Origin of the sequence: Pseudomonas sp. H1h (assembly GCF_000633255.1) — a bacterium.
Taxonomy (GTDB): Bacteria; Pseudomonadota; Gammaproteobacteria; order Pseudomonadales; family Pseudomonadaceae; genus Aquipseudomonas.
Genome location: NZ_AYMJ01000005.1, coordinates 177,626 through 198,986, shown reverse-complemented (window position 1 = coordinate 198,986; position 21,361 = coordinate 177,626). Strand labels below are relative to the sequence as shown.

Here is a 21,361-nt window from a genome sequence, read left to right as displayed (position 1 = left end):
GACACAAGCCTTCGGTCAAACATAACCGAGTCTCAGTTGTGGCCATTATAGGCACCAACGATTGGGACAATAGTCAGCGGTAGTTGTTCTGGATCTGACGAAGTAGGACAATTGCCGGCTTCACGTCACCATCAGCGACCTTGAATGGCCTTCCTTGCACTCGGTATTAACCACAAGACTGCTTCAGTAGACGTCCGCGAGCGCGTGGCCTTTACCCCTGAGCAGCTGGTGGAAGCCTTGCAGCAGCTCTGCCGACTGACCGACAGCCGCGAAGCTGCGATCCTTTCCACCTGCAATCGCAGTGAGCTTTATATAGAACAGGATCAGCTGTCGGCGGATACCGTGCTGCGCTGGCTGGCCGATTATCACCATTTAAGCCTCGATGAGCTGCGTGCGAGTGCTTATGTGCATGAAGATGATGCGGCAGTTCGTCACATGATGCGTGTCGCCTCCGGGCTCGATTCGCTGGTATTGGGCGAACCGCAGATTCTCGGCCAGATGAAATCGGCCTACGCTGTGGCCCGCGAGGCCGGCACCATCGGCCCGCTGTTGGGGCGCCTGTTTCAAGCGACGTTCAATGCCGCCAAGCAGGTGCGCACCGACACCGCCATCGGCGAAAACCCGGTGTCCGTGGCGTTTGCCGCCGTCAGCCTGGCCAAACAGATTTTCAGCGACCTGCAACGCAGTCAGGCCCTGTTGATCGGCGCCGGCGAGACCATCACCCTGGTCGCCCGCCATTTGCATGAGCTTGGGGTCAAGCGCATCGTGGTTGCCAACCGTACGCTGGAGCGCGCCAGCCTGCTGGCCGAGCAGTTCGGCGCGCATGCGGTGCTGCTCTCGGACATCCCGGCGGAACTGGTGCGCAGCGATATCGTGATCAGCTCGACCGCCAGCCAATTACCGATCCTCGGCAAGGGCGCGGTCGAAAGCGCGCTGAAGCAGCGCAAGCACAAGCCGATCTTCATGGTCGACATCGCCGTGCCCCGGGACATCGAGCCGGAAGTCGGCGAACTGGACGACGTTTACCTTTATAGCGTCGACGATCTGCACGAAGTGGTCGCCGAAAACCTCAAGAGCCGGCAGGGCGCAGCCCAGGCGGCGGAAGAGATGGTTTCGGTGGGTGCCGACGACTTCATGGTGCGCCTGCGCGAGCTGGCGGCGGTCGATGTGCTCAAGGCCTATCGCCAACAGAGCGAACGCCTGCGCGACGAAGAGCTGCAAAAAGCCCTGCGTCTGCTGGCCAACGGCGGCAACGCCGAAGAGGTGCTCGGGCAACTGGCCCGTGGCCTGACCAATAAACTGCTGCATGCGCCTAGCGTGCAACTGAAAAAGCTTTCTGCCGAAGGCCGCCTTGATGCGCTGGCCATGGCCCAGGAACTCTTTGCCCTCGAGGGCTCACCGGATAGTTTTTCGGATAAAAAACCGCAATGAAAGCGTCACTGCTCAATAAGCTGGACATCCTCCAGGACCGTTTCGAGGAACTGACCGCGCTGCTTGGCGACGCCGAAGTCATTTCCGATCAAGCCAAATTCCGCGCCTATTCCAAGGAATACGCCGAACTCGAGCCGGTCGTGCAAGGCTATAAAAAGCTGCTCGGCGTACAAGGCGATCTTGAAGGCGCGCAGGCGCTGCTCAAGGACAGCGACCCGGACATGCGTGAAATGGCCGTGGAAGAAGTCCGCGAAGCCAAAGAATTGCTGGTGACGCTGGAAGCCGATCTGCAGCGCATGTTACTGCCCAAGGATCCCAATGACGGTCGTAACGTCTTTCTCGAAATTCGCGCCGGCACCGGTGGCGACGAGGCGGCGATCTTCTCCGGCGACCTGTTCCGCATGTACTCGCGTTACGCCGAACGACGTGGCTGGCGTGTGGAGATCCTTTCGGAAAACGAAGGTGAACACGGTGGCTATAAAGAAGTCATCGCCCGCATTGAAGGCGACAACGTTTACGGCAAGCTGAAATTCGAATCCGGCGCGCACCGCGTACAGCGTGTACCCGCCACCGAATCTCAGGGCCGCATCCACACCTCGGCCTGCACCGTCGCCGTGTTGCCCGAGCCGGACGAGCGCGAAGCCATCGAGATCAACCCGGCGGATCTGCGCGTCGACACGTTCCGCTCCTCCGGGGCCGGTGGTCAGCACGTCAACACCACCGACTCGGCGATCCGTATCACGCACATACCGACCGGTACCGTCGTCGAGTGTCAGGAAGAGCGTTCCCAGCACAAGAACCGTGCGCGGGCGATGGCTTGGTTGTCGGCCAAACTCAACGATCAGCAAACCGCAGCGGCGGCCAATGCCATCGCCAGCGAGCGTAAATTGCTGGTGGGTTCGGGCGACCGTTCCGAGCGTATCCGCACGTACAACTTTGCCCAGGGCCGGGTCACTGACCATCGTGTCAACCTGACCCTGTACTCCCTCGATGAAATTCTCGCCGGTGGCGTTGAAGCGGTGATCGAGCCTTTGCTGGCCGAATACCAGGCTGACCAACTCGCAGCGATAGGTGAATAAATGACCATCATTGCCAGTCTGTTGCGCGCCGCCGAACTGCCGGACTCGCCCACGGCGCGTCTGGATGCCGAATTGCTCCTCGCGGCGGCACTGGGCAAACCGCGCAGCTTTCTGCACACCTGGCCCGAGCGCATCGTGCCGAGCGAAGCGGCGCTGCTTTTTGCCGAGTACCTGCAACGACGCCGTGGCGGTGAGCCGGTGGCCTACATTCTTGGTCAGCAGGGTTTCTGGAAGCTGGATCTGGAAGTGGCGCCGCACACGCTGATCCCGCGTCCGGACACCGAATTGCTGGTAGAGGCCGCGCTGGAATTGCTGCCGGCAACGCCGGCGAAAGTTCTCGATCTGGGCACCGGTAGCGGCGCGATTGCCCTGGCCCTGGCCAGCGAACGTCCGGCGTGGAAGGTCACGGCGGTGGATCGCGTGCTGGAAGCCGTGGCCCTGGCCGAACGCAATCGTCAGCGCCTGAACCTGAACAACGCCACGGTGCTGAGCAGCCACTGGTTCAGCGCCCTCGAAAGCCAGCGATTCAACCTGATCATCAGCAATCCGCCGTACATCGCCGCCGCCGACCCGCATCTGGTCGAGGGCGACGTGCGTTTCGAGCCAGCCAGTGCGCTGGTGGCCGGTATTGACGGGCTCGACGATCTGCGCCTGATCGTCGCCCAGGCCCCGGGCCATCTGGAGGCTGGTGGCTGGCTGATGCTCGAACACGGCTATGATCAAGCCGAGGCCGTGCGTGATCTGTTGCTGACCAGCGGTTTCGAAGAAGTCCACAGCCGCACCGATCTGGGCGGCCATCAACGGATCAGCTTGGGGCGCCTGCCGTGCTGAATGATCAGGAGTTGCTGCGCTACAGCCGGCAGATTCTGCTGCAACACATCGATATCGATGGGCAACTGAAGCTCAAGGACAGCCGTGTGCTGATCGTCGGTCTCGGCGGTCTCGGCGCGCCAGTCGCGCTGTATCTGGCGGCGGCCGGTATCGGTGAGCTGCATCTGGCGGATTTTGACACGGTCGACCTGACCAACCTGCAACGCCAGATCATCCATGACACCGACAGCGTCGGCATGAGCAAGGTCGACTCGGCGCTCAAGCGCCTGGGCGCGATCAATCCCGAGATTCAACTGGTTGCCCATCGTCAGGCGCTGGACGAAGACTCGCTTGCCGCTGCCGTGGCTGCGGTGGACCTGGTGCTCGATTGCTCCGATAACTTTTCCACGCGCGAAGCGGTCAATGCCGCCTGCGTAGCGGCGCGCAAACCGCTGGTCAGCGGCGCGGCGATTCGTCTTGAAGGGCAGTTGTCGGTGTTCGACCCGCGCCGCCCGGAAAGTCCGTGCTACCACTGCCTGTACGGGCACGGCAGCGAGGCCGAGCTGACTTGCAGCGAGGCCGGTGTGGTCGGGCCGCTGGTGGGGCTGGTCGGCAGTCTGCAAGCGCTCGAAGCGTTGAAGGTGCTGGTCGGTTTTGGCGAGCCACTGGTGGGCCGTTTGCTGCTGATTGACGCACTGGGTTCACGCTTCCGAGAGCTGCGCGTCAAGCGCGACCCGGGTTGCAGCGTCTGTGGTTCGCAGCATGCGTGAAGCACCGATCGCGGTGTTCGACTCCGGTGTCGGCGGCTTGTCGGTATTGGCCGAGATCCAGCGCTTGCTGCCTCAGGAGTCACTGCTGTATTTCGCCGATTGCGGACACATTCCCTACGGCGAGAAGACCCCGGAATTCATTCGCCAGCGCTGCAACGTGATGGCCGGATTTTTCCGCGAGCAGGGCGCCAAGGCCCTGGTGATCGCCTGCAATACTGCCACGGTGGCCGCGGTTGCCGATTTGCGCCGGGACTTTCCCCAATGGCCGATCGTCGGCATGGAGCCGGCGGTCAAACCTGCCGCCGCCGCGACCCGTAGCGGTGTGGTCGGCGTACTCGCCACCACCGGCACGTTGCAGAGCGCCAAGTTCGCCGCGTTGCTCGACCGTTTTGCCACGGATGTTCGGGTCGTCACCCAGCCGTGCCCAGGGCTGGTCGAGCTGATTGAAAGCGGCGATCTGCACAGCAGCGAGTTGCGCGCATTGCTCAAGCACTATGTCGATCCGCTGCTGGCCAATGGTTGCGACACTATCATTCTGGGCTGCACCCACTATCCCTTTCTCAAGCCGATGCTCAAGACGATGATCCCCGAGAGCATCAGCCTGATCGACACTGGCGCGGCCGTAGCACGGCAGCTGCAACGGTTGCTGGCCGAGCGCGAGTTGCTCGCCGAGGGGCCGAACCGCCCGGTCAGATTCTGGACCAGTGCCGATCCCGAGTCCTTTCGCAAGACCCTGCCCCTGCTGGGCCAAGTCGCCGGCGTCGTTGAAAAATTCACCTTGTAAAAAAAGTGTGAAATATCTAAAAAGTCAGCTGAACTTCTGATCAAGCGCCGATTTCTATACGGCTGAGTTACCTAGAAAACCAAACGATCGTTCCGGAAAAGGAAGTTTCAACGTGAAGCGACTATTCTGCTTGGCCGCGATTGCGGCTGCACTGATGGGGCAAAGTTTTACTGCACAAGCGGCAAACGTTGAGTTTGCAGTGGGGGCGACCAGCGATTCGACGATGACTTATCGCCTGGGGATGAATTTCGATTGGGACAAGAGCTGGCTGCAAAGCGACGTCGGGCGTCTGACCGGCTACTGGAGCGGCGCTTACACTTACTGGGAAGGTGACAAGACCTCCAGCAACAACAGCCTGTCGTTCTCGCCGGTGTTCGTTTACGAGTTTGCCGGTCAGTCGGTCAAACCGTATGTGGAAGCGGGGATTGGTGTGGCACTGTTCTCCGATACGCGCTACGAAGACAACAATATCGGCCAGGCCTTCCAGTTCGAAGACCGCCTCGGTTTCGGTTTGCGTTTCAACGGCGGGCATGAAGTGGGGATTCGCGCGACTCACTATTCCAACGCCGGTCTGAACAGCAACAACGACGGTGTGGAAAGTTACTCGCTGCATTATTCGATGCCGCTGTAACGGCTTGCAGATAACCCTGTGGGAGCGGGCTTGCTCGCGAATGCGGTGTATCAGTCGACAGGTGAGTTGATTGACCCACGGCTTTCGCGAGCAAGCCCGCTCCCACATTTGGTTTTGGGGTGTCTTCGGGATCAGCGGTAGGCCGTGGCAATGCCTTTGCGTTCCTCAATGCATTCCGGCGCACCCATCTCGAACTCGCGGCAGATCAGCGGGCGTTTCTCGTAGATCGTGCACATCATGCTGTCGCGATCCAGCGCGGCGCACCAGCCGTCGTCCAGACGCAACATCACCTCACCGCCCCACTCATCGGTATCGATAAAGCGCTCAGGCACGCCGGTGTCGGTAATCAACATCACTTCGAGCTGACAGCAACAGGCTGCGCAGGTCGAACACGTGACCGCTGGTTCGGCAATTTGCCGATGGGGAATGGTTTTCATGGTCGGCAGTGTAAGGCAGTGGCCGGTGACTGTGTGAAAGGCCTGACAGACGCTCAATGGATCGGGCTCAATGGCTCAGACGTCGCGCCATGGCATGCAGCAACGGAAACAGCAGTGACCACAGCAGAGCGATGCCGATCAGGGTCGGCAGTTCACCATAGGGAAATTGCACCCCGGCCAAATGTCCGCCGCCGTAATAGGACACGGCGCCACCCACTGCGCCGAGTACGCTGGCCAGCCACCATGGCCGGGCGCTCCATTGCAGGCAGTGGCGCAACGTGGTGGCGAGCAAGGCCCAGAGCAGCATCAGCCACAGCGGAATCAGCGGTGCCGGATCCTGAAAATCGAACACCCCCGCTGCGCGCAATACGCTGTCCACCGCGGTGCCGACAATCACCACGCTGAGGATCAGGCGACCTTCCGCCGCCCAACTGCTGATCCAGCCCAGATGGATCACCAACACCGCCAGGGCCAGCAGCAACCACAGGCTATTGCCGCCGAGCACGCAGGCCAGCCAACCGATCTGGAACAGCGCTGCGTTGCATAGCCGCTCAAGCATCGAAGCGCCCGAGCAGTGGCGCCGGCATCGCCGCAGGTTTAGCCAGAAGCAGTTGCGCCGTGCCGATGGTGCGTTCCAGGAATCCGCCCTCGCAGTAACACAGATAAAACTCCCAGAGCCTGAGGAAGTAATCGTCGTAGCCCAGCTCGCTCAACCGCCCATGGGCGCGGCGAAAGTTCTCGTGCCACAGGCGCAGGGTGCGGGCGTAATGCAGGCCGAAGTCTTCCATGTGCAGCAGGTTCATGTCGGTGTCGCGGCTGACGATCTCGAGCATCTTCTGCACACAGGGCAGGGCGCCGCCGGGGAAGATGTAGCGCTGGATGAAGTCGACACCGCGCCGGGCCTGTTCATAGCGCTGCTCGCGGATGGTGATCGCCTGCAACAGCATCAGGCCGTTGCTCTTGAGCAGGTGCGCGCATTGCTTGAAGTAGGTCGGCAGGAAGCGGTGGCCGACCGCTTCGATCATTTCGATCGACACCAGTTTGTCGTATTCGCCGGTGAGGTCGCGGTAGTCCTTGAGCAGCAGCGTTACCCGATCCTGTAATCCCAGTGCCTCGATACGCTGGGCGGTAAACGCGTACTGCTCTTTCGACAGTGTCGTGGTGGTGACATGGCAACCGTAATGCTGCGCGGCGTAGAGCGCCATGCTGCCCCAACCTGTGCCGATCTCCAGCAAGTGGTCGGTGGGCTTGAGCGCGAGTTTCTGGCAGATCCGTTCCAGCTTGTTCAGTTGGGCCTGTTCCAGACTGTCCTCGGGGGTGAGGAACTGCGCTGCCGAATACATCATGGTCGGGTCGAGAAACTGCTCGAACAGATCGTTGCCCAGATCGTAGTGCGCGGCGATGTTTTTCTGCGAACCCTTGCGCGTGTTGCGGTTGAGCCAGTGCAGGCCTTGCACGAAGGGGCGACCGAGGCGGGCCAGTCCACCCTCCATCGCGTCCAGCACGTCAAGATTGCTGACGAACACTCGCACCACGGCGGTCAGGTCAGGCGAACTCCAATAGCCATGAATAAACGCCTCGCCTGCACCGATCGAACCGTTGCTGGCGACCATGCCCCAGGCGGCCGGGTCCTGTATGTGGATTTCGCCCAGCAACGCACTGCCCGGGGTGCCGAACAGTGTTTGCTCACCGTCCTCGATCAGCAGCAATTGGCCGTGTTTGAGCTGGCCCAACTGGCGCAACACACCGCGACGCAGCAGCGAGCCGGTCAAACCGTTGGTATTGAGGCGACTGACTGACAGGCTAGAGGATTTCATGGCGTTGCTCCTTGGGAGGCGCAGTGGCGATCTGAAAGCTGCCGTCGGCAGCCTGATGAGCAAAAATCGGGGCACGCTTGAGCAGCAGGCGCAGGGCTTGCCAATAAATCGCCAGGCAGGTTTTCGCGGTCATCCACGGAAAGCGCCACAAGTAGCGGTGCAGGCTGCGGCGGTCGAGGGGCTCGCGCTGCAAGTTCAGCGTGGCGTCGAACAGTTTCTGTTCGCCCTGCCAGTCGGCCATGTGCACACCCAAGGTTTGCGCTGCCGGGCTGAAACTCATGCGGTACTCAAGATCACGCGGCAGGAACGGCGAGACATGAAAGGCCTTGGCCACGGCGAAGTGCTGGTGAAAGTCCTGCAGATCGACCGGAGTACGGGCCGGCAGCACGTAGTGATAACGCTCGCGCCACGGCGTGTTGGTCACTTCACAGAGAATCGCTGCCAGTTGGCCATCGGCCTCGTGGCAATAAAAGAAACTCACCGGGTTGAACGCCAGGCCCCAACTGCGTGGTTGGGTCAGCAGGCAGACCGATCCTTGTGGTTCATGGCCGAGGGCGGCGCCGACCTGCTGGCGTACCGCATCGATCAGGCGCATGCCGCTGCCGGTGAAGGTTTTCAGGTAGTCGGTTTCCCGGAACGAAAACGCTGCAAAACGGCTGCGATTGGCAAGTGCCGAGAGCTCGAACACCGCGTCCTGTTCGGCCAGATCGAGGTACAGCAGACCGATCCGGTAACGGAACTCATGGCGTCTGGGCGCAAAGCGTCGGTGGCCGATCCAGCCGCTGTACAGGGCGCTGTTCATAAGCTTTCCCCGAACGCCTCGGCCACACGCAAGGCGCTGACCACGCCGTCTTCATGAAAGCCGTTGGCCCAGTAGGCGCCGCAGTAATGGGTGTGTTGCTGGCCGTCCAGTTCGGCCCAACGGTTTTGCGCCGCCACCGCCGCGAGGCTGAATTGTGGATGGGCGTAAGTGTATTTGGCGAGCACCTTGAACGGACTGATGCCGGCGCTCTGATTGAGACTGACGCAGAACGTGGTGTCGCTCGCCATTCCCTGCAGGATGTTCATGTCGTAGGTGACAGCAGCATGCGTATGGCCTGCACCGCTCAAGCGGTAGTTCCAACTGGCCCAGGCCAGTTTGCGTGAGGGCAACAGGCGGGTATCGGTATGCAATACCACTTCGTTATCGGCGTAGGGCAGGGCGCCGAGGATCGTCCGTTCTTCGTGGCTGGGAGTGGCCAGCAGTTGCAGGGCCTGGTCGCTGTGGCAGGCGAGCACGACTTTGTCGAAGCGTTCGATGCCGGCCGGGCTGTGGATCACCACGCCGTGTTCGTCGCGATCGATACGGGTCACTGGGCAACTGAGGCGGATCCTGTCGTTGAATGCTGCAGTCAGTGGCGCGACATAGGCACTTGAACCGCCCTCGATCACCTGCCATTGCGGGCGATCACTGACCGACAACAACCCATGATTCTTGAAAAAACGCACGAAGAACTGCAGTGGAAAATTGAGCATCTCGGCCATCGGCATCGACCAGATCGCCGACCCCATCGGCACGATGTAATGCAGGATGAAGCGTTCGCCGTAACCGCCGGCCTTGAGGTAATCGTCGAGCGTGGTGTCGGCGGCGATCCGTTGTTCAGCAAGATCGCGCTGGGCTTCCTTATTGAAACGCAGGATGTCGCGCAACATGCCCCAGAATCCCGGCGAGAGCAGGTTGCGGCGCTGGGCAAACAGGCTGTTGAGGTTGTTGCCGTTGTATTCCAGCCCCGTGTCCGGGTCGGTCACCGAGAAGCTCATTTCGGTCGGTTTGAACGACACCCCGAGCTGGCTGAGCAAACGAATGAAGTTCGGGTAAGTCCAGTCGTTGAACACGATGAAACCGGTGTCCACGTTGTATTCGCGTCCATCGACGGTCACCTGCACGGTGTGCGTGTGGCCGCCGACCCAGTCGCTGGCCTCGAACACCGTGACGTCATGTCGGCGATTGAGCAGGTAGGCGCAGGTCAGGCCCGCGATCCCGCTGCCGACGATGGCGATTCTCATGTTGGGTCCCGCAACGGTGGGCTGCTGCGCACCATGCGCTTGCCGATTGCCAGTTGCAGGCGCGCCGGCAGCTTCGACAGTGGCCACAGTGCTGCCATGAACAGTGCCGGAAAGGCGATTTCCAGAGGACGATCCTTGAGCTTGGCGAAGATGTGTCGTGCTGCTTTATCCACAGGCCAACTGAGGGGCATCGGAAAATCGTTCTTTGCCGTCAGCGGTGTTTCGACAAAGCCTGGGCTGATGATGGTGACTTCTATGCCTTCGTCCGCCAGATCGATACGCAGCGATTCAAACAGGTAGCGCAGCCCGGCTTTCGACGCGCCGTAGGCTTCGGCCCGAGGCAGCGGCAGATAGGTGACGGAGCTGGCCATGCCGATCAGATAGGGCGCGGTGCCTTTGCGCAGCAATGGCAGGGCGGCTTCAATGCAATAGCTGCTGGCGAGCAGGTTGGTGCGCACCACATGTTCGATGATCGAGGCGTCGAACTGCCGCGCATCAACATACTCACAGGTGCCGGCATTGAGGATCACGCTATCGAGCGAGCCCCAGGCGTGTTCGATCTGCTGGCCGATCTCGCGTACGACCTGACTGTTGGTCAAGTCGCCTGCCACAATCAGCACTTGCCCCGGATAGCGTTGCGCCAACACCTTGAGTGGTGCCAACTGGCGCGAGCTGACGGCCAGATGCGCGCCGCTTTTCAGAATCTCTTCGGCCAGCGCTGCGCCGATGCCACTGCTGGCACCGGTCAGCCAATACCGCCGTGGAGGTGTACGACTCATCCCATTCTCCTTTTCAGCCAGGCGATCACCCGGCCCAATACGGGTAAATGTTCATACAGCATCGCCCCGGCATCGAAATAATCCCGGTGGCGATAGACCTTGTCGCGCCACAGCAGGTGCGAACACCCGGCGACGCGAATCAATCGGCCACCCGCCAGGCGCGGGTGGCGGTAACTCATGACCCAGCGCAGGTAGCCTTCACAGTCACCGATCTGGTCGAAGCCGTGGAAGTCAAAGCGCAGCTCGTTGACGTTGGCGTACAGCTCGCTGAAGTAATGCTGCAGTTGCGCCAGCCCCTGGACTTCGTGCAACGGGTCGGTGAAGTGAATGTCATCGCTGTACAGCTCGCCCAGACGTTGCAGGTTGCCTTTGTTCAATTCGGCAAACTGGCGAGCGAAGCGGCGCAGAAATTCACTCATGGCCCTCTCCCATGGACGAGCGCGACGGCAGGTTCTTGAAGGCTGCCAGCGCCCGTTCGCGCGACGCCCCGAGATTGACGATCGGCAACGGATAATCCGCGACGCCGAACAGCCCGCCAGCACTGGCCGGGTTGTGCACTTGCTTTTTGTTCAAATCGGCCAGCTCAGGCAGCCAGTGCTTGATGAACAGGCCTTCGCTGTCGAATTTTTCCGATTGGCTCAGCGGGTTGAAAATGCGGAAGTACGGCGCCGAATCGGTGCCGGTCGATGCGCTCCACTGCCATCCGCCGTTGTTCGCCGCCAGGTCGCCGTCGATCAGGTGCTGCATGAAAAACCGTTCGCCTTCGCGCCAGTCGATCAGCAGGTTTTTGGTCAGGAACATCGCCACTACCATCCGCAGGCGGTTGTGCATCCAGCCGGTTTCCAGCAGTTGGCGCATGGCCGCATCGATGATCGGCAACCCGGTGCGTGCTTCTTGCCAGGCAGCGAGTTCGTCCGGTGCATCGCGCCAGGCCAGGGCCTCGGTTTCCGGGCGAAACGCACGGTTGCGCGAGACGCGGGGATAGCCGACCAGAATGTGTTTATAGAACTCGCGCCACAGCAGCTCGTTGATCCAGGTCACCGCGCCGACCTTGCCGCTGTCGAACTCGCCTTGATTGCTTTGCAGGGCGGCGTGCAGGCATTGGCGCGGCGAGATCACCCCGGCGGCCAGATAAGCCGAAAGTTGACTGGTGCCGGGCTTGGCCGGGAAGTCGCGCTCGCTCTGGTAGTAGTCGATTTGCGCGTCGGCGAAGGTATCGAGACGGCGCCGGGCTTCCTGTTCGCCGGCCGGCCACAGGGCGCGCAATGACCCACTTGGTGTTGCAAAACCTTCGATCGAATCAGGCACCGGATCGCTGGCGATGTTGAGCTGCGCCTGTTTGCCGGGTGCTTTTACCAGCGCAGGCATCGAGCGATGCAGGCGCTCGTAGCACACCTTGCGGAACTGGCTGAACACCTGAAAGTAAGTCTCGGTCTTGGTCAGTACCGTGCCGGGTTTGAACAACAGTTGGTCAAGATAACTGTGAAAAGCGATGCCTTTGGTGTTCAGAGCCTGGGCCACCGCCGCATCACGACGGCTTTCGTGGACGCCGTATTCTTCGTTGGCGTGCACGGCCTCGATGTTCAGTTGCCGGCAAAGTTCGAGCAGCACGGCCGGGGCCTGATCCCAATGAGCAGCCGTGCGCAGCAGCAACGCAATGTTCAGTTCACCGAGGCGTGCGCTCAGTTCACGCAGATTACGCAGCCAGAAGTCGACCTTGCACGCGGCGTCGTCATGCTCGCGCCACTGCTGCGGGCTCAACAGGTACACGGCAACCGTCGGGCCGCGCGCTGCGGCGGCGGCGAGGGCGGTGTTGTCATGTTGGCGCAAGTCGCTGCGCAGCCAGATCAATTGCATCGCGGTTTCCATTAAATCAGCCCACGCTGAACGAGTGCCTGATGTGCCGAGAGCGGATCTTCGGCCAGGGACAAATCAGCGATCTCACGGGTTATTACGGACAACTCGGTCTGGTGGATGCATACCGTTGGTCCGGCCAGCATTTTCGGAGCACTGACGCCATTCAGCAGTTTTGGCAACTGCGCCAGGTTCATCGCCTTGCTCGAATACAGCAGTACGCCACGCGCTTGCAGATGCTCGACCGCCAGCGCCAGTTCTCCGGCCGGTAGCGGCCAGTCGAACACTTGCACCGGGCAATCGGCACTGCTGATCAGCCACGCGCATAGCCACAGGTGCGGTTCCAGTGGCAGGTCGGAGTGATTGATCAACAGCAGCGGCGCAGCGTGTAGTTGCCGATTGTTATGGTAGATGCGTGCGCCGAATTTGCTGCGTAACCACGAATAAAAGAACACCCGCTCCATTTGCGCCCCGAACTGGCCTTGCCAGCGCTGTTCAAGTTCGGCCAGCAGCGGCAGCAGCAATTGCTCGCACAGGGTGCGCGGTGGATACAGGGCCATGGCCTGGTTGATGCTGTCGTCGAGGTTACGTTCGTTGAGCTGGGTGACGGCGTTGAGCAGGGCGTGACGCAGGCGTTGCCAGTCGTTCTCCACCGTTTCGGTGAAGGCTTGCGGCGTGTCGAGCAGCGGTTTGACCTGACTGACCGCCACGCCCCGGTTGAGCCAGGTGAGAATGGTCAGGATCCGTTGCACATGCTCGCTGGAGTACAGGCGATGGCCCTTGGGCGTGCGTTGCGGCACGATCAGCCCATAACGGCGCTCCCAGGCGCGCAGGGTGATTGCGTTGACGCCGGTCTGCCGCGCGACCTCGCGGATCGGCAGCCAACCCTCGTCGAGGGCTTTCTTGAAGTCGGCGCCGAGGTCTTCCTGGGCGCTGGTGTCGAGTGTGTCGTTCATCAGATGGCGTTTCGCAGGCTGAGGTTTTCCGGATGCGGCTGCAGGTAGACCTGTTGCGCAATGTACGGATCCGGGTGTTGGCGAAAGTGGTGTTTGAGCAACGTCAGCGGCACCACCAGCGGCACGATGCCGTGACGGTACTGGCCGATGACATGCTGCATTTCCTGTTTGTCGGCGGCGCTGATCGCCCGTTTCAGATAACCGCTGATGTGCTGCAGGACATTGCTGTGGGTGCGGCGGGTGGCGCATTTCTTCAGCGCACTCATCAATTCGCTGAAGTAGCGCGGGCCGAGTTCGACCGGATCGGTCTGGCCCATGTTGCCCAACAGTTTGCCCAGGGCCTTGTACTGCTCCGGGTTGTGGGCCATCAGCAGGTATTTGTAGCGCGAGTGGAATTCGGTCAGTGCGCGGCGGCTCAAACCCTGTTTCAGCACTTGCTGCCATTCGCTGTAGGCGAGTACGCGGGTGATGAAGTTTTCCCGCAGCACCGGATCGTTGAGGCGCCCGGCTTCTTCCACCGGCAGGTCCGGATGCTGCGCGCAGAACGCCTGGGCATAAATACCACGGCCGCCGCCGTTCACCGGTGCGCCGTTGGCGTGATAGACCTTGACCCGTTCCAGACCGCACGAGGGCGATTGCTGCATGAAAATGTAGCCGCAGATGCCATCAAGTTCGCCAGCCATTCGCTTGCCGTAGGCGGCCAGCGGTTCGGTGACATTGATGTGCGGGTTGACGGTGCCGATGGCTTCGGGGGTGTCCGGATTCCCCACCAGCCTGATCGGCTCGCGAGGAATGCCCAGGCCAATGGCGACTTCGGGGCACACCGGGACGAACTCGAAATACTCGACAAGGGTGCGGCTGCACAGCCGCGATTCCTTGTGCCCACCGTTGTAGCGCACTTCGGCGCCCATCAGGCAGGCGCTGATGGCGATTTTTGGCCGGGAGACAGTAAGGTCGGACATGCACACCTCGAATCTATTCCTGTACAGGTTGTTATTTCTGTACAACTTTCAATCAGCATAGATTCGTACGTGTACAAGTCAACTCATTTGTATAAGTTTTTCCGGGTTTACATTATTGGCCGTGGGAGCGGGCTTGCTCGCGAAGGCGTCAGGTCGGCTGGATTGATGTGACTGACTCACCGCTTTCGCCACAAGCCCGCTCCCATGAGGGAATGGGGGGTCTATTTCCAGCCCAGTAGCCAGTGATCGTTGTTCTTCAGCGTCTGCCAATCGAGGCGCTCGGCGCGCTGCGTGAGCACCGCCTGCAATTCGATCTCCAGCACCGTGCCGTCCTCGTCGCGGATCAGTTCGGTCACCAGAAAGTGCTTCTCACGATTTTGCGGGTGGGCTGCTGTCCACTTAGACAGCAGCAGTTTTTGCGGATTGATGCGGTTCACTGCAGGTTCTCGTGCAAGCGGCGCGCGGCTTCCTGACCGCTGAGCCAGGCCCCTTCGACGCGCCCTGACAGGCACCAGTCGCCGCAGGCATACAGGCCCAGATCGGCATCGGCCAATGTGCCCCATTCGTGGCCGGTGGCAGGCCGTGCATAGAGCCAGCGGTGGGCGAGGCTGAAGGTCGGGGCGGGCATGGCGCTGTGCAGCAGTTCGGCAAAAGCACCGTGCAGTTGCTCGATCACCGCTTCCTTGGGCAGGTCGATATGCTGCCGGCTCCAGGCACTGCTGGCGTGCAGCACCCAAGTGTCGCAGGTGGTATCGCGTCCCGGTTTGCTGCGGTTGCGTGCCAGCCAGTCGAGGGGGCTGTCCTGCACAAAGCAACCTTCGATCGGGGTATCCAGCGGCGTATCGAAGGCGAGGGCGACGGCCCAGGTCGGGTCCATCTTCACCCCGGCTGCGGCGCCGGCGAGTTTCGGTGCGGCGGCCAGCAAGGCGGTGGCTTGCGGTGCCGGGGTGGCGATCACGACATGGCTGAAGGGGCCGTGAGTGAAACCTTCCGCGTCCTGCAGATGCCAATGTTCTTCACCGCGAAAGACTTCAGTGATGCGGCAGGCGAAATGCACTTCCAGGCCGTTGAGCAAACCACGGGTAATGGCGCTCATGCGCGGCGTGCCGACCCAGCGGGTCTGCTCGTCCGGCGACAGGTTCAGTTGCCCGCCCTGATAGGTGTAGAGCTGCGGTTGCCATTCGGCGACCCAACCCAGGCTTTGCCAGCGTTGCACCTCGGTGACGAAGCGTCGGTCGCGGGCCGTGAAATATTGCGCGCCCATGTCCAGAGAACCGGCGTCGCTGCGTTTGCTCGACATGCGTCCGCCGCTGCCGCGGCTTTTGTCGAAGAGCTGGACGGTATGTCCGGTCTCTGTCAGCGCCTGCGCGGCGGAGAGTCCGGCGATGCCGGTGCCGATGATTGCGATAGGTACAGTCATAGGGGCCTCGTTTACCTTTCTGTACAGACTACGCCGTGATTGAAACCTGTACAATTTTGTTTTTTGGTATAACTTCTAGCGTTCTCGTTCTGACAGCTTGGCCTATTGTTAAACAATAGAGCCTGCCCGATAGAAAAGATCCCTGCTTATAAAAATAGACTAGTGATCCGGGTAAAACGCCACGCGAGGAAGATGTCATGCGCATATTGCTGACCGGCGGTACTGGTTTGATAGGTCGTCAGCTCTGTCGCTATTGGTCAGGGCAGGGGCACCAGTTGACGGTGTGGAGTCGGCGCCCGGAAACAGTCGCGAAAATCTGTGGTGCGCAGGTGCGTGGGATTGCGCGTCTGGAAGATCTCGGTAACGAGCCGCTGGACGCGATCATCAACCTGGCTGGTGCGCCGATTGCTGATCGGCCATGGACCCACCGGCGCAAGGCGTTGTTGTGGAGCAGCCGCATCACCCTGACCGAAACGCTGCTGGCCTGGCTGGAAACACGCGAGCAGAAACCGCAGCTGCTGATCTCTGGCTCGGCAGTCGGCTGGTACGGCGACGGCGGTGAACGTGAGCTGACAGAAGATTCGCCGCCGGTGATCGACGATTTCGCCAGCCAGTTGTGCATCGCCTGGGAGGAGACCGCGCAACGTGCCGAAGCACAGGGCATTCGTGTGGTGCTGGTGCGAACCGGGCTGGTGCTGTCGGCCGAGGGCGGCTTTTTGTCGCGGCTGTTGCTGCCGTACAAACTCGGGCTGGGCGGGCCGTTGGGCAATGGCCGGCAGTGGATGCCGTGGATACACATTGAAGACCAAATCGGCCTGATTGATTTTCTTCTGCACCGCAATCAGGCGAGCGGTCCTTATAATGCCTGCGCACCGAAACCGGTGCGCAATCGCGAGTTTGCCAAGACATTGGGCAGTGTGTTGCACCGCCCGGCATTCATGCCGATGCCGGCCCTGGCGCTGAAAGTCGGGCTTGGCGAAATGTCATTGTTGTTGCTGGGTGGCCAACGGGCCATGCCGGCACGCTTGCTGGAAGCGGGTTTCACTTTCCAGTTCACGGATTTGCGCGCGGCCCTGGATGAGCTCTCCGGCCGCCTTTGAAATAGGACGATGCATGACCGATCACGCCTTGCTTCTGGTCAACCTGGGTTCCCCGGCCTCCACCTCGGTGGCCGATGTACGCAGCTACCTCAATCAATTTCTGATGGACCCGTATGTGATCGACCTGCCGTGGCCGGTGCGGCGTCTGTTGGTGTCGCTGATCCTGATCAAGCGTCCCGAGCAATCTGCTCATGCCTACGCCTCGATCTGGTGGGAGGAGGGCTCGCCACTGGTGGTGCTCAGCCGTCGCCTGCAACAACAGATGACCTCGCAGTGGTCCCATGGTCCGGTGGAACTGGCGATGCGTTATGGCGAACCGTCGATTGCAACGAAGTTGCTGCAGTTGGTGGCTGCGGGGCACAAGCGCATTACCCTGGCGCCGCTTTATCCACAGTTCGCCGACAGCACCACCACCACGGTGATCGAAGAGGCCAAGCGGGTGATCCGCGAGCATAAACTCGATGTGAAACTCTCGATCCTGCAACCGTTTTACGATCAGCCGGAATACCTCGATGCCTTGGTTGCGAGTGCGAAACCGCATTTGCAGCAGGACTACGATCATTTGCTGCTGAGCTTCCACGGTTTGCCCGAGCGGCACCTGACCAAGCTCGATCCGACCGGCAAGCACTGCCTCAAAAACGCGGACTGCTGCAAGAATGCTTCGCCGGCAGTCCTCGCCACCTGTTATCGCGCCCAGTGTTTGCGCACGGCAGCCGAGTTCGCCAAGCGCGCGGGCGTTGCCGATGGCAAATGGTCGGTGTCGTTTCAGTCGCGGCTGGGGCGAGCCAAGTGGATCGAACCCTACACCGAAGCGCGGCTCGATGAGCTGGCAAAAAACGGGGTGAAGAAGATTCTGGTGATGTGCCCGGCGTTTGTCGCCGATTGCATCGAGACACTGGAAGAGATCGGTGATCGCGGCAAGGAACAGTTTCGCGAAGCAGGGGGCGAGGAGTTGGTGCTGGTGCCGTGCCTGAATGACGACCCGCAATGGGCGAAGGCATTGGCCACCTTGTGTGAACGAGCGCCGTTGGCCCTTTAAAAGTCAAAAGCTTCGCGAGCAAGCCCGCTCCCACCGGTACAACGTGATCCGGGTGGGAGCGGGCTTGCTCGCGAATGCTATCTGTCAGACAACAAGGATCTAAAACCTTAGATCAGCGGTTCATCCGCCTTCTTGTTCTTCCAGCCATCGTTACCCGGCAGAATCAGGTTCAGCGCAATCGCCACCACCGCGCACAGCGCGATGCCTTTGAGGCCGAAGTCGTCCGGGCCAGTGCCGGTGCCGACCAGTACACCGCCGATACCGAATACCAGCGTCACCGAAACGATCACCAGATTGCGCGCCTCGCCCAGGTCGATCTTGTGACGGATCAGGGTGTTCATCCCCACCGCCGCGATCGAGCCGAACAACAGGCACAGAATCCCGCCCATCACCGGCACTGGAATGCTTTGCAGCAGCGCGCCGAACTTGCCGATGAACGCCAGGGTGATGGCGAAGATCGCCGCCCAGGTCATGATTTTCGGGTTGTAGTTCTTGGTCAGCATCACCGCGCCAGTCACTTCGGCGTAGGTGGTGTTTGGCGGTCCGCCGAACAGGCCGGCTGCGGTGGTGGCGATACCGTCACCGAGCAGGGTGCGGTGCAGGCCTGGCTTCTTCAGGTAATCGCGACCGGTCACGCTGCCCACGGCGATCACGCCGCCGATGTGCTCGATGGCCGGAGCCAACGCCACCGGAACAATGAACAGAATCGCCTGCCAGTTGAACTCCGGCGCGGTGAAGTGCGGAATCGCAAACCATGGCGCAGCGGCAATCTTCGCGGTATCGACCACGCCGAAATAGAACGACATGGCGAAACCGACCAGCACGCCGGAAATGATCGGCACCAGACGGAAGATGCCTTTGCCGAACACTGCCACGATCAACGTGGTCAGCAGCGCCGGCATCGAGATCATCATCGCGGTCTGGTAGTGGATCAGTTCGGAACCGTCGCCAGCTTTGCCCATCGCCATGTTCGCGGCAATCGGCGCCATGGCCAGGCCGATGGAAATGATCACCGGGCCAATCACCACGGGCGGCAACAGACGGTCAATGAAGCCTGTGCCCTTGATCTTCACAGCCAGGCCCAGGAAGGTGTAGACGAAACCGGCTGCCATCACGCCGCCCATGGTCGCGGCGAGGCCGAACTGGCCCTTGGCGAGAATGATCGGGGTGATGAAAGCGAAGCTCGACGCGAGGAACACCGGCACCTGACGCCCGGTGACGATCTGGAACAGGATCGTTCCCAGACCTGCGGTGAACAGTGCCACGTTCGGGTCCAGGCCCGTGATCAGCGGCATCAGCACCAGAGCGCCGAAAGCCACGAACAGCATCTGGGCGCCGGACAACACCGTACGCCAGAGCGGATCGTTGAACTCTTGCTGCATGGTTACGCGTCCTTCTGCTTGGTGCCGAAGATCTTGTCACCCGCGTCGCCAAGCCCAGGAATGATGTAGCCGTGCTCGTTCAAGCGCTCATCGATGGACGCGGTATAGATGGTCACGTCCGGGTGAGCTTTTTCTACTGCAGCAATACCTTCCGGCGCGGCAACCAGCACCATCGCGCGGATATCCTTGCAGCCAGCCTTTTTCAGCAGGTCGATGGTCGCAACCATCGAGCTGCCGGTGGCGAGCATCGGGTCGATGATCATCGCCAGCCGTTCGTCGATTTCTGGAACCAGTTTCTCCAGATAGGTGTGCGCTTGCAGGGTCTCTTCGTTGCGGGCAACGCCCACAGCGGAAACCTTGGCACCCGGGATCAGGCTCAGCACGCCTTCGAGCATGCCGATACCGGCGCGCAGGATCGGCACGACGGTGATCTTCTTGCCGGCGATTTTCTCGACCGACACGGTGCCGCACCAGCCTGCAATATCGTAGGACTCCAGCGGCAAATCTTTTGTAGCTTCATAGGTCAACAGGGCGCCGACTTCCTGAGCAAGCTCACGGAAATTCTTGGTGCTGATGTCAGCGCGGCGCATCAGGCCGAGTTTATGGCGGATCAGCGGATGGCGGATCTCGAGGATGGGCATGGAAAAACTCCGGCGGCAGGCAAAAAAACCGGCCTAGATTAATCTATCCGAGGGTGATGTCCTATAGGACATACAGTACGTTAGTCCATAAAGGCTTGATTCGGCCTCGATGGATGCGTACCTTTGCCCGCTTTTCCAATTCCGCCACCCCCTGGAGAGCGCCATGTCCGCTGATCTCGAGCATATCCGTCAAATCATGCGAGAGGCTGACTGCCTGTACACCGAATCTGAAGTCGAGGCGGCCATCGCCCGTGTCGGTGCACAAATCAACGAACAACTGGCTGACAGCAACCCGGTGGTGTTCTGCGTGATGAACGGCGGCCTGATCTTCTCCGGCAAGCTGCTGACTCACCTGCAGTTCCCGCTGGAAGCTTCCTACCTGCACGCCACGCGTTATCGCAATGAAACCAGCGGCGGCGACCTGTTCTGGAAGGCCAAACCGGAAGTTTCGTTCATCGACCGTGACGTGCTGATCATCGACGACATCCTCGACGAAGGTCACACCCTGGGCGCAATCATCGACTTCTGCAAACACGCTGGCGCGCGCAAGGTGCACACCGCTGTGCTGATCGACAAGGATCACGACCGCAAGGCGCGTCCTGATCTGAAAGCAGACTTCGTCGGCCTGCCGTGCATTGACCGTTACATCTTCGGTTACGGCATGGACTACAAAGGCTACTGGCGCAACGCCAACGGGATCTTTGCCGTTAAAGGCATGTAAGAGCCCGCAGTATCCCCTGTGGGAGCGAGCCTGCTCGCGAAGACGTCGTGTCAGTCAGCATCATTGAAAGCTGACACACCGCTTTCGCGAGCAGGCTCGCTCCCACAGTTGTTTTGTGTGTACTGATCCATCCGCGATACCCATGCTAGAGTGCTCGGCCCCGCCCTCCGGAGCCAGTCATGCGCCTTCTGACCCGCAGCTTTGCCGCCCTCTTGCTGACCCTCAGCCTGCCGCTGGCCGCCGCGCCGATGCATAGCCAATTCCTGCCGCCGGACGACCTGACCCTGCGCGATGCTGAACCGGAACAGCAACAATTGCTGCAAGTCACCGATTATTCCGTGGTGGTCGGCGCACAGCGCCAGTCCAATCAGCAACCGATCCCGGTCACTTCGCCGCTGATGATCCGCCTCAAGGGCAAGTCCCTGAACAAGGGCGCGACTATTACGCAGGTCCTGCTCAACTTCGATGGCGAAAGCAAAAGCCTGAAAAAACCGGTGTACGACGACAAGCGCAAAACCCTGACGCTGTATTACCCGCTGGCCCAGTATCGGGTGGTGATCGATCTGCTGCGCAACGACACGGTGTATGTGCAGTTCCTCGGTTACGCCAACGGCCATATCTGGGCCGATTTGCACACCGGGGCCGTTCGATCGCGTTGAGCCGGGCGCCCGGGCAGGGGTAAACTGCCCGCCCCGTGTAATG

Annotated in this window: 24 protein-coding genes; 10 read left to right on the top strand and 14 right to left on the bottom strand. The window is 60.8% G+C overall.

Going from position 1 to position 21,361, the window contains the following annotated elements:
- The first annotated feature begins 144 nt into the window (after positions 1–144).
- The 6 genes from hemA to U862_RS0104805 all read left to right on the top strand — a co-directional run bounded on the left by hemA (position 145) and on the right by U862_RS0104805 (position 5,505).
- Positions 145–1,431: a glutamyl-tRNA reductase gene (gene hemA, locus U862_RS0104830; protein ID WP_025109349.1), complete on the top strand. Its 1,287-nt coding sequence runs from the start codon at positions 145–147 to the stop codon at positions 1,429–1,431.
- A complete protein-coding gene (gene prfA / locus U862_RS0104825) occupies positions 1,428–2,510 on the top strand; it encodes a peptide chain release factor 1 (protein WP_025109348.1) in 1,083 nt (360 codons plus the stop codon). The genes hemA and prfA overlap by 4 nt, the downstream gene beginning before the upstream one ends.
- Positions 2,511–3,341 carry a peptide chain release factor N(5)-glutamine methyltransferase gene (gene prmC, locus U862_RS0104820; RefSeq protein ID WP_025109347.1) on the top strand — a complete coding sequence of 277 codons (831 nt, stop codon included), beginning with the start codon at positions 2,511–2,513 and terminating at the stop codon, positions 3,339–3,341.
- Positions 3,335–4,090 carry a molybdopterin-synthase adenylyltransferase MoeB gene (locus U862_RS0104815; protein ID WP_025109346.1) on the top strand — a complete coding sequence of 252 codons (756 nt, stop codon included), beginning with the start codon at positions 3,335–3,337 and terminating at the stop codon, positions 4,088–4,090. The genes prmC and U862_RS0104815 overlap by 7 nt, the downstream gene beginning before the upstream one ends.
- Entirely contained in the window at positions 4,083–4,874 is a 792-nt protein-coding gene (murI, locus tag U862_RS0104810) for a glutamate racemase (protein ID WP_025109345.1), read from the top strand. Before U862_RS0104815 ends, murI begins: the two co-directional genes overlap by 8 nt.
- 112 nt (positions 4,875–4,986) lie before the next feature.
- Entirely contained in the window at positions 4,987–5,505 is a 519-nt protein-coding gene (locus tag U862_RS0104805; protein WP_025109344.1) for an acyloxyacyl hydrolase, read from the top strand.
- Positions 5,506–5,636: 131 nt separating this feature from the next.
- On the opposite strand, the gene U862_RS0104800 is transcribed toward U862_RS0104805, so the two are convergent.
- The 12 genes from U862_RS0104800 to U862_RS0104745 all read right to left on the bottom strand — a co-directional run bounded on the left by U862_RS0104800 (position 5,637) and on the right by U862_RS0104745 (position 15,776).
- Positions 5,637–5,942: a YkgJ family cysteine cluster protein gene (locus U862_RS0104800; protein WP_025109343.1), complete on the bottom strand. Its 306-nt coding sequence runs from the start codon at positions 5,940–5,942 to the stop codon at positions 5,637–5,639.
- Positions 5,943–6,009: 67 nt separating this feature from the next.
- The gene (locus U862_RS0104795) at positions 6,010–6,501 is read right to left on the bottom strand and encodes a DUF2878 domain-containing protein (protein WP_025109342.1); all 492 of its coding nucleotides are present in this window, start codon (positions 6,499–6,501) and stop codon (positions 6,010–6,012) included.
- Positions 6,494–7,759 carry a cyclopropane-fatty-acyl-phospholipid synthase family protein gene (locus U862_RS0104790; RefSeq protein ID WP_025109341.1) on the bottom strand — a complete coding sequence of 422 codons (1,266 nt, stop codon included), beginning with the start codon at positions 7,757–7,759 and terminating at the stop codon, positions 6,494–6,496. The genes U862_RS0104795 and U862_RS0104790 overlap by 8 nt, the downstream gene beginning before the upstream one ends.
- Positions 7,746–8,561 (bottom strand): DUF1365 domain-containing protein, encoded by an 816-nt coding sequence (locus U862_RS0104785; protein WP_025109340.1) that lies wholly within the window; start codon positions 8,559–8,561, stop codon positions 7,746–7,748. The genes U862_RS0104790 and U862_RS0104785 overlap by 14 nt, the downstream gene beginning before the upstream one ends.
- The gene (locus U862_RS0104780) at positions 8,558–9,805 is read right to left on the bottom strand and encodes an NAD(P)/FAD-dependent oxidoreductase (RefSeq protein ID WP_025109339.1); all 1,248 of its coding nucleotides are present in this window, start codon (positions 9,803–9,805) and stop codon (positions 8,558–8,560) included. The genes U862_RS0104785 and U862_RS0104780 overlap by 4 nt, the downstream gene beginning before the upstream one ends.
- On the bottom strand, positions 9,802–10,584 hold the full coding sequence (locus U862_RS0104775; RefSeq protein ID WP_025109338.1) for an SDR family oxidoreductase: 783 nt from the start codon (positions 10,582–10,584) through the stop codon (positions 9,802–9,804). Before U862_RS0104775 ends, U862_RS0104780 begins: the two co-directional genes overlap by 4 nt.
- Entirely contained in the window at positions 10,581–11,003 is a 423-nt protein-coding gene (locus U862_RS0104770) for a nuclear transport factor 2 family protein (protein ID WP_025109337.1), read from the bottom strand. The genes U862_RS0104775 and U862_RS0104770 overlap by 4 nt, the downstream gene beginning before the upstream one ends.
- Positions 10,996–12,441: a deoxyribodipyrimidine photo-lyase gene (gene phrB / locus U862_RS0104765; RefSeq protein ID WP_025109336.1), complete on the bottom strand. Its 1,446-nt coding sequence runs from the start codon at positions 12,439–12,441 to the stop codon at positions 10,996–10,998. The genes U862_RS0104770 and phrB overlap by 8 nt, the downstream gene beginning before the upstream one ends.
- Positions 12,442–12,452: 11 nt before the next feature.
- Complete coding sequence (locus U862_RS0104760) at positions 12,453–13,394, bottom strand: MerR family transcriptional regulator (protein WP_025109335.1); 942 nt, start codon at positions 13,392–13,394, stop codon at positions 12,453–12,455.
- Complete coding sequence (locus tag U862_RS0104755; protein WP_025109334.1) at positions 13,394–14,356, bottom strand: DUF523 and DUF1722 domain-containing protein; 963 nt, start codon at positions 14,354–14,356, stop codon at positions 13,394–13,396. Before U862_RS0104755 ends, U862_RS0104760 begins: the two co-directional genes overlap by 1 nt.
- Positions 14,357–14,577: 221 nt before the next feature.
- Positions 14,578–14,793: a TIGR02450 family Trp-rich protein gene (locus U862_RS0104750; RefSeq protein WP_025109333.1), complete on the bottom strand. Its 216-nt coding sequence runs from the start codon at positions 14,791–14,793 to the stop codon at positions 14,578–14,580.
- Positions 14,790–15,776: an NAD(P)/FAD-dependent oxidoreductase gene (locus U862_RS0104745; protein WP_025109332.1), complete on the bottom strand. Its 987-nt coding sequence runs from the start codon at positions 15,774–15,776 to the stop codon at positions 14,790–14,792. The genes U862_RS0104750 and U862_RS0104745 overlap by 4 nt, the downstream gene beginning before the upstream one ends.
- 197 nt (positions 15,777–15,973) lie before the next feature.
- On the opposite strand from U862_RS0104745, the gene U862_RS0104740 reads away from it, so the two are divergent.
- Positions 15,974–16,876, top strand: coding sequence for a TIGR01777 family oxidoreductase (locus U862_RS0104740; RefSeq protein WP_025109331.1), 903 nt, complete (start codon positions 15,974–15,976; stop codon positions 16,874–16,876).
- Between the two features lie 13 nt (positions 16,877–16,889).
- Positions 16,890–17,915, top strand: coding sequence for a ferrochelatase (gene hemH, locus U862_RS0104735; RefSeq protein WP_025109330.1), 1,026 nt, complete (start codon positions 16,890–16,892; stop codon positions 17,913–17,915).
- 107 nt (positions 17,916–18,022) lie between these two features.
- On the opposite strand, the gene U862_RS0104730 is transcribed toward hemH, so the two are convergent.
- Both U862_RS0104730 and upp read right to left on the bottom strand, forming a co-directional pair.
- Positions 18,023–19,297: a uracil-xanthine permease family protein gene (locus U862_RS0104730; protein ID WP_025109329.1), complete on the bottom strand. Its 1,275-nt coding sequence runs from the start codon at positions 19,295–19,297 to the stop codon at positions 18,023–18,025.
- A gap of 2 nt (positions 19,298–19,299) precedes the next feature.
- Positions 19,300–19,938 (bottom strand): uracil phosphoribosyltransferase, encoded by a 639-nt coding sequence (gene upp, locus U862_RS0104725; protein ID WP_007912842.1) that lies wholly within the window; start codon positions 19,936–19,938, stop codon positions 19,300–19,302.
- A 163-nt stretch (positions 19,939–20,101) separates the two neighbouring features.
- On the opposite strand from upp, the gene U862_RS0104720 reads away from it, so the two are divergent.
- Positions 20,102–20,659 carry a hypoxanthine-guanine phosphoribosyltransferase gene (locus tag U862_RS0104720; protein WP_016987197.1) on the top strand — a complete coding sequence of 186 codons (558 nt, stop codon included), beginning with the start codon at positions 20,102–20,104 and terminating at the stop codon, positions 20,657–20,659.
- Between the two features lie 179 nt (positions 20,660–20,838).
- Positions 20,839–21,318, top strand: a complete 480-nt coding sequence (locus U862_RS0104715) for a hypothetical protein (RefSeq protein ID WP_025109328.1) — start codon at positions 20,839–20,841, stop codon at positions 21,316–21,318.
- The last annotated feature ends 43 nt before the right edge of the window (positions 21,319–21,361 follow it).

Bases quoted from the DNA above. Each gene is read 5' to 3' on its own strand.
- prmC (WP_025109347.1), top strand. From the start codon at position 2,511: ATGACCATCATTGCCAGTCTGTTGCGCGCCGCCGAACTGCCGGACTCG.
- U862_RS0104720 (WP_016987197.1), top strand. From the start codon at position 20,102: ATGTCCGCTGATCTCGAGCATATCCGTCAAATCATGCGAGAGGCTGAC.
- murI (WP_025109345.1), top strand. From the start codon at position 4,083: ATGCGTGAAGCACCGATCGCGGTGTTCGACTCCGGTGTCGGCGGCTTG.
- prfA (WP_025109348.1), top strand. From the start codon at position 1,428: ATGAAAGCGTCACTGCTCAATAAGCTGGACATCCTCCAGGACCGTTTC.
- upp (WP_007912842.1), bottom strand. From the start codon at position 19,938: ATGCCCATCCTCGAGATCCGCCATCCGCTGATCCGCCATAAACTCGGC.
- U862_RS0104715 (WP_025109328.1), top strand. From the start codon at position 20,839: ATGCGCCTTCTGACCCGCAGCTTTGCCGCCCTCTTGCTGACCCTCAGC.
- U862_RS0104790 (WP_025109341.1), bottom strand. From the start codon at position 7,759: ATGAAATCCTCTAGCCTGTCAGTCAGTCGCCTCAATACCAACGGTTTG.
- U862_RS0104780 (WP_025109339.1), bottom strand. From the start codon at position 9,805: ATGAGAATCGCCATCGTCGGCAGCGGGATCGCGGGCCTGACCTGCGCC.
- U862_RS0104795 (WP_025109342.1), bottom strand. From the start codon at position 6,501: ATGCTTGAGCGGCTATGCAACGCAGCGCTGTTCCAGATCGGTTGGCTG.
- phrB (WP_025109336.1), bottom strand. From the start codon at position 12,441: ATGCAATTGATCTGGCTGCGCAGCGACTTGCGCCAACATGACAACACC.
- U862_RS0104760 (WP_025109335.1), bottom strand. From the start codon at position 13,394: ATGAACGACACACTCGACACCAGCGCCCAGGAAGACCTCGGCGCCGAC.
- U862_RS0104785 (WP_025109340.1), bottom strand. From the start codon at position 8,561: ATGAACAGCGCCCTGTACAGCGGCTGGATCGGCCACCGACGCTTTGCG.
- U862_RS0104770 (WP_025109337.1), bottom strand. From the start codon at position 11,003: ATGAGTGAATTTCTGCGCCGCTTCGCTCGCCAGTTTGCCGAATTGAAC.
- U862_RS0104800 (WP_025109343.1), bottom strand. From the start codon at position 5,942: ATGAAAACCATTCCCCATCGGCAAATTGCCGAACCAGCGGTCACGTGT.
- U862_RS0104775 (WP_025109338.1), bottom strand. From the start codon at position 10,584: ATGAGTCGTACACCTCCACGGCGGTATTGGCTGACCGGTGCCAGCAGT.
- U862_RS0104740 (WP_025109331.1), top strand. From the start codon at position 15,974: ATGCGCATATTGCTGACCGGCGGTACTGGTTTGATAGGTCGTCAGCTC.
- hemA (WP_025109349.1), top strand. From the start codon at position 145: ATGGCCTTCCTTGCACTCGGTATTAACCACAAGACTGCTTCAGTAGAC.
- U862_RS0104755 (WP_025109334.1), bottom strand. From the start codon at position 14,356: ATGTCCGACCTTACTGTCTCCCGGCCAAAAATCGCCATCAGCGCCTGC.
- U862_RS0104730 (WP_025109329.1), bottom strand. From the start codon at position 19,297: ATGCAGCAAGAGTTCAACGATCCGCTCTGGCGTACGGTGTTGTCCGGC.
- U862_RS0104745 (WP_025109332.1), bottom strand. From the start codon at position 15,776: ATGACTGTACCTATCGCAATCATCGGCACCGGCATCGCCGGACTCTCC.
- hemH (WP_025109330.1), top strand. From the start codon at position 16,890: ATGACCGATCACGCCTTGCTTCTGGTCAACCTGGGTTCCCCGGCCTCC.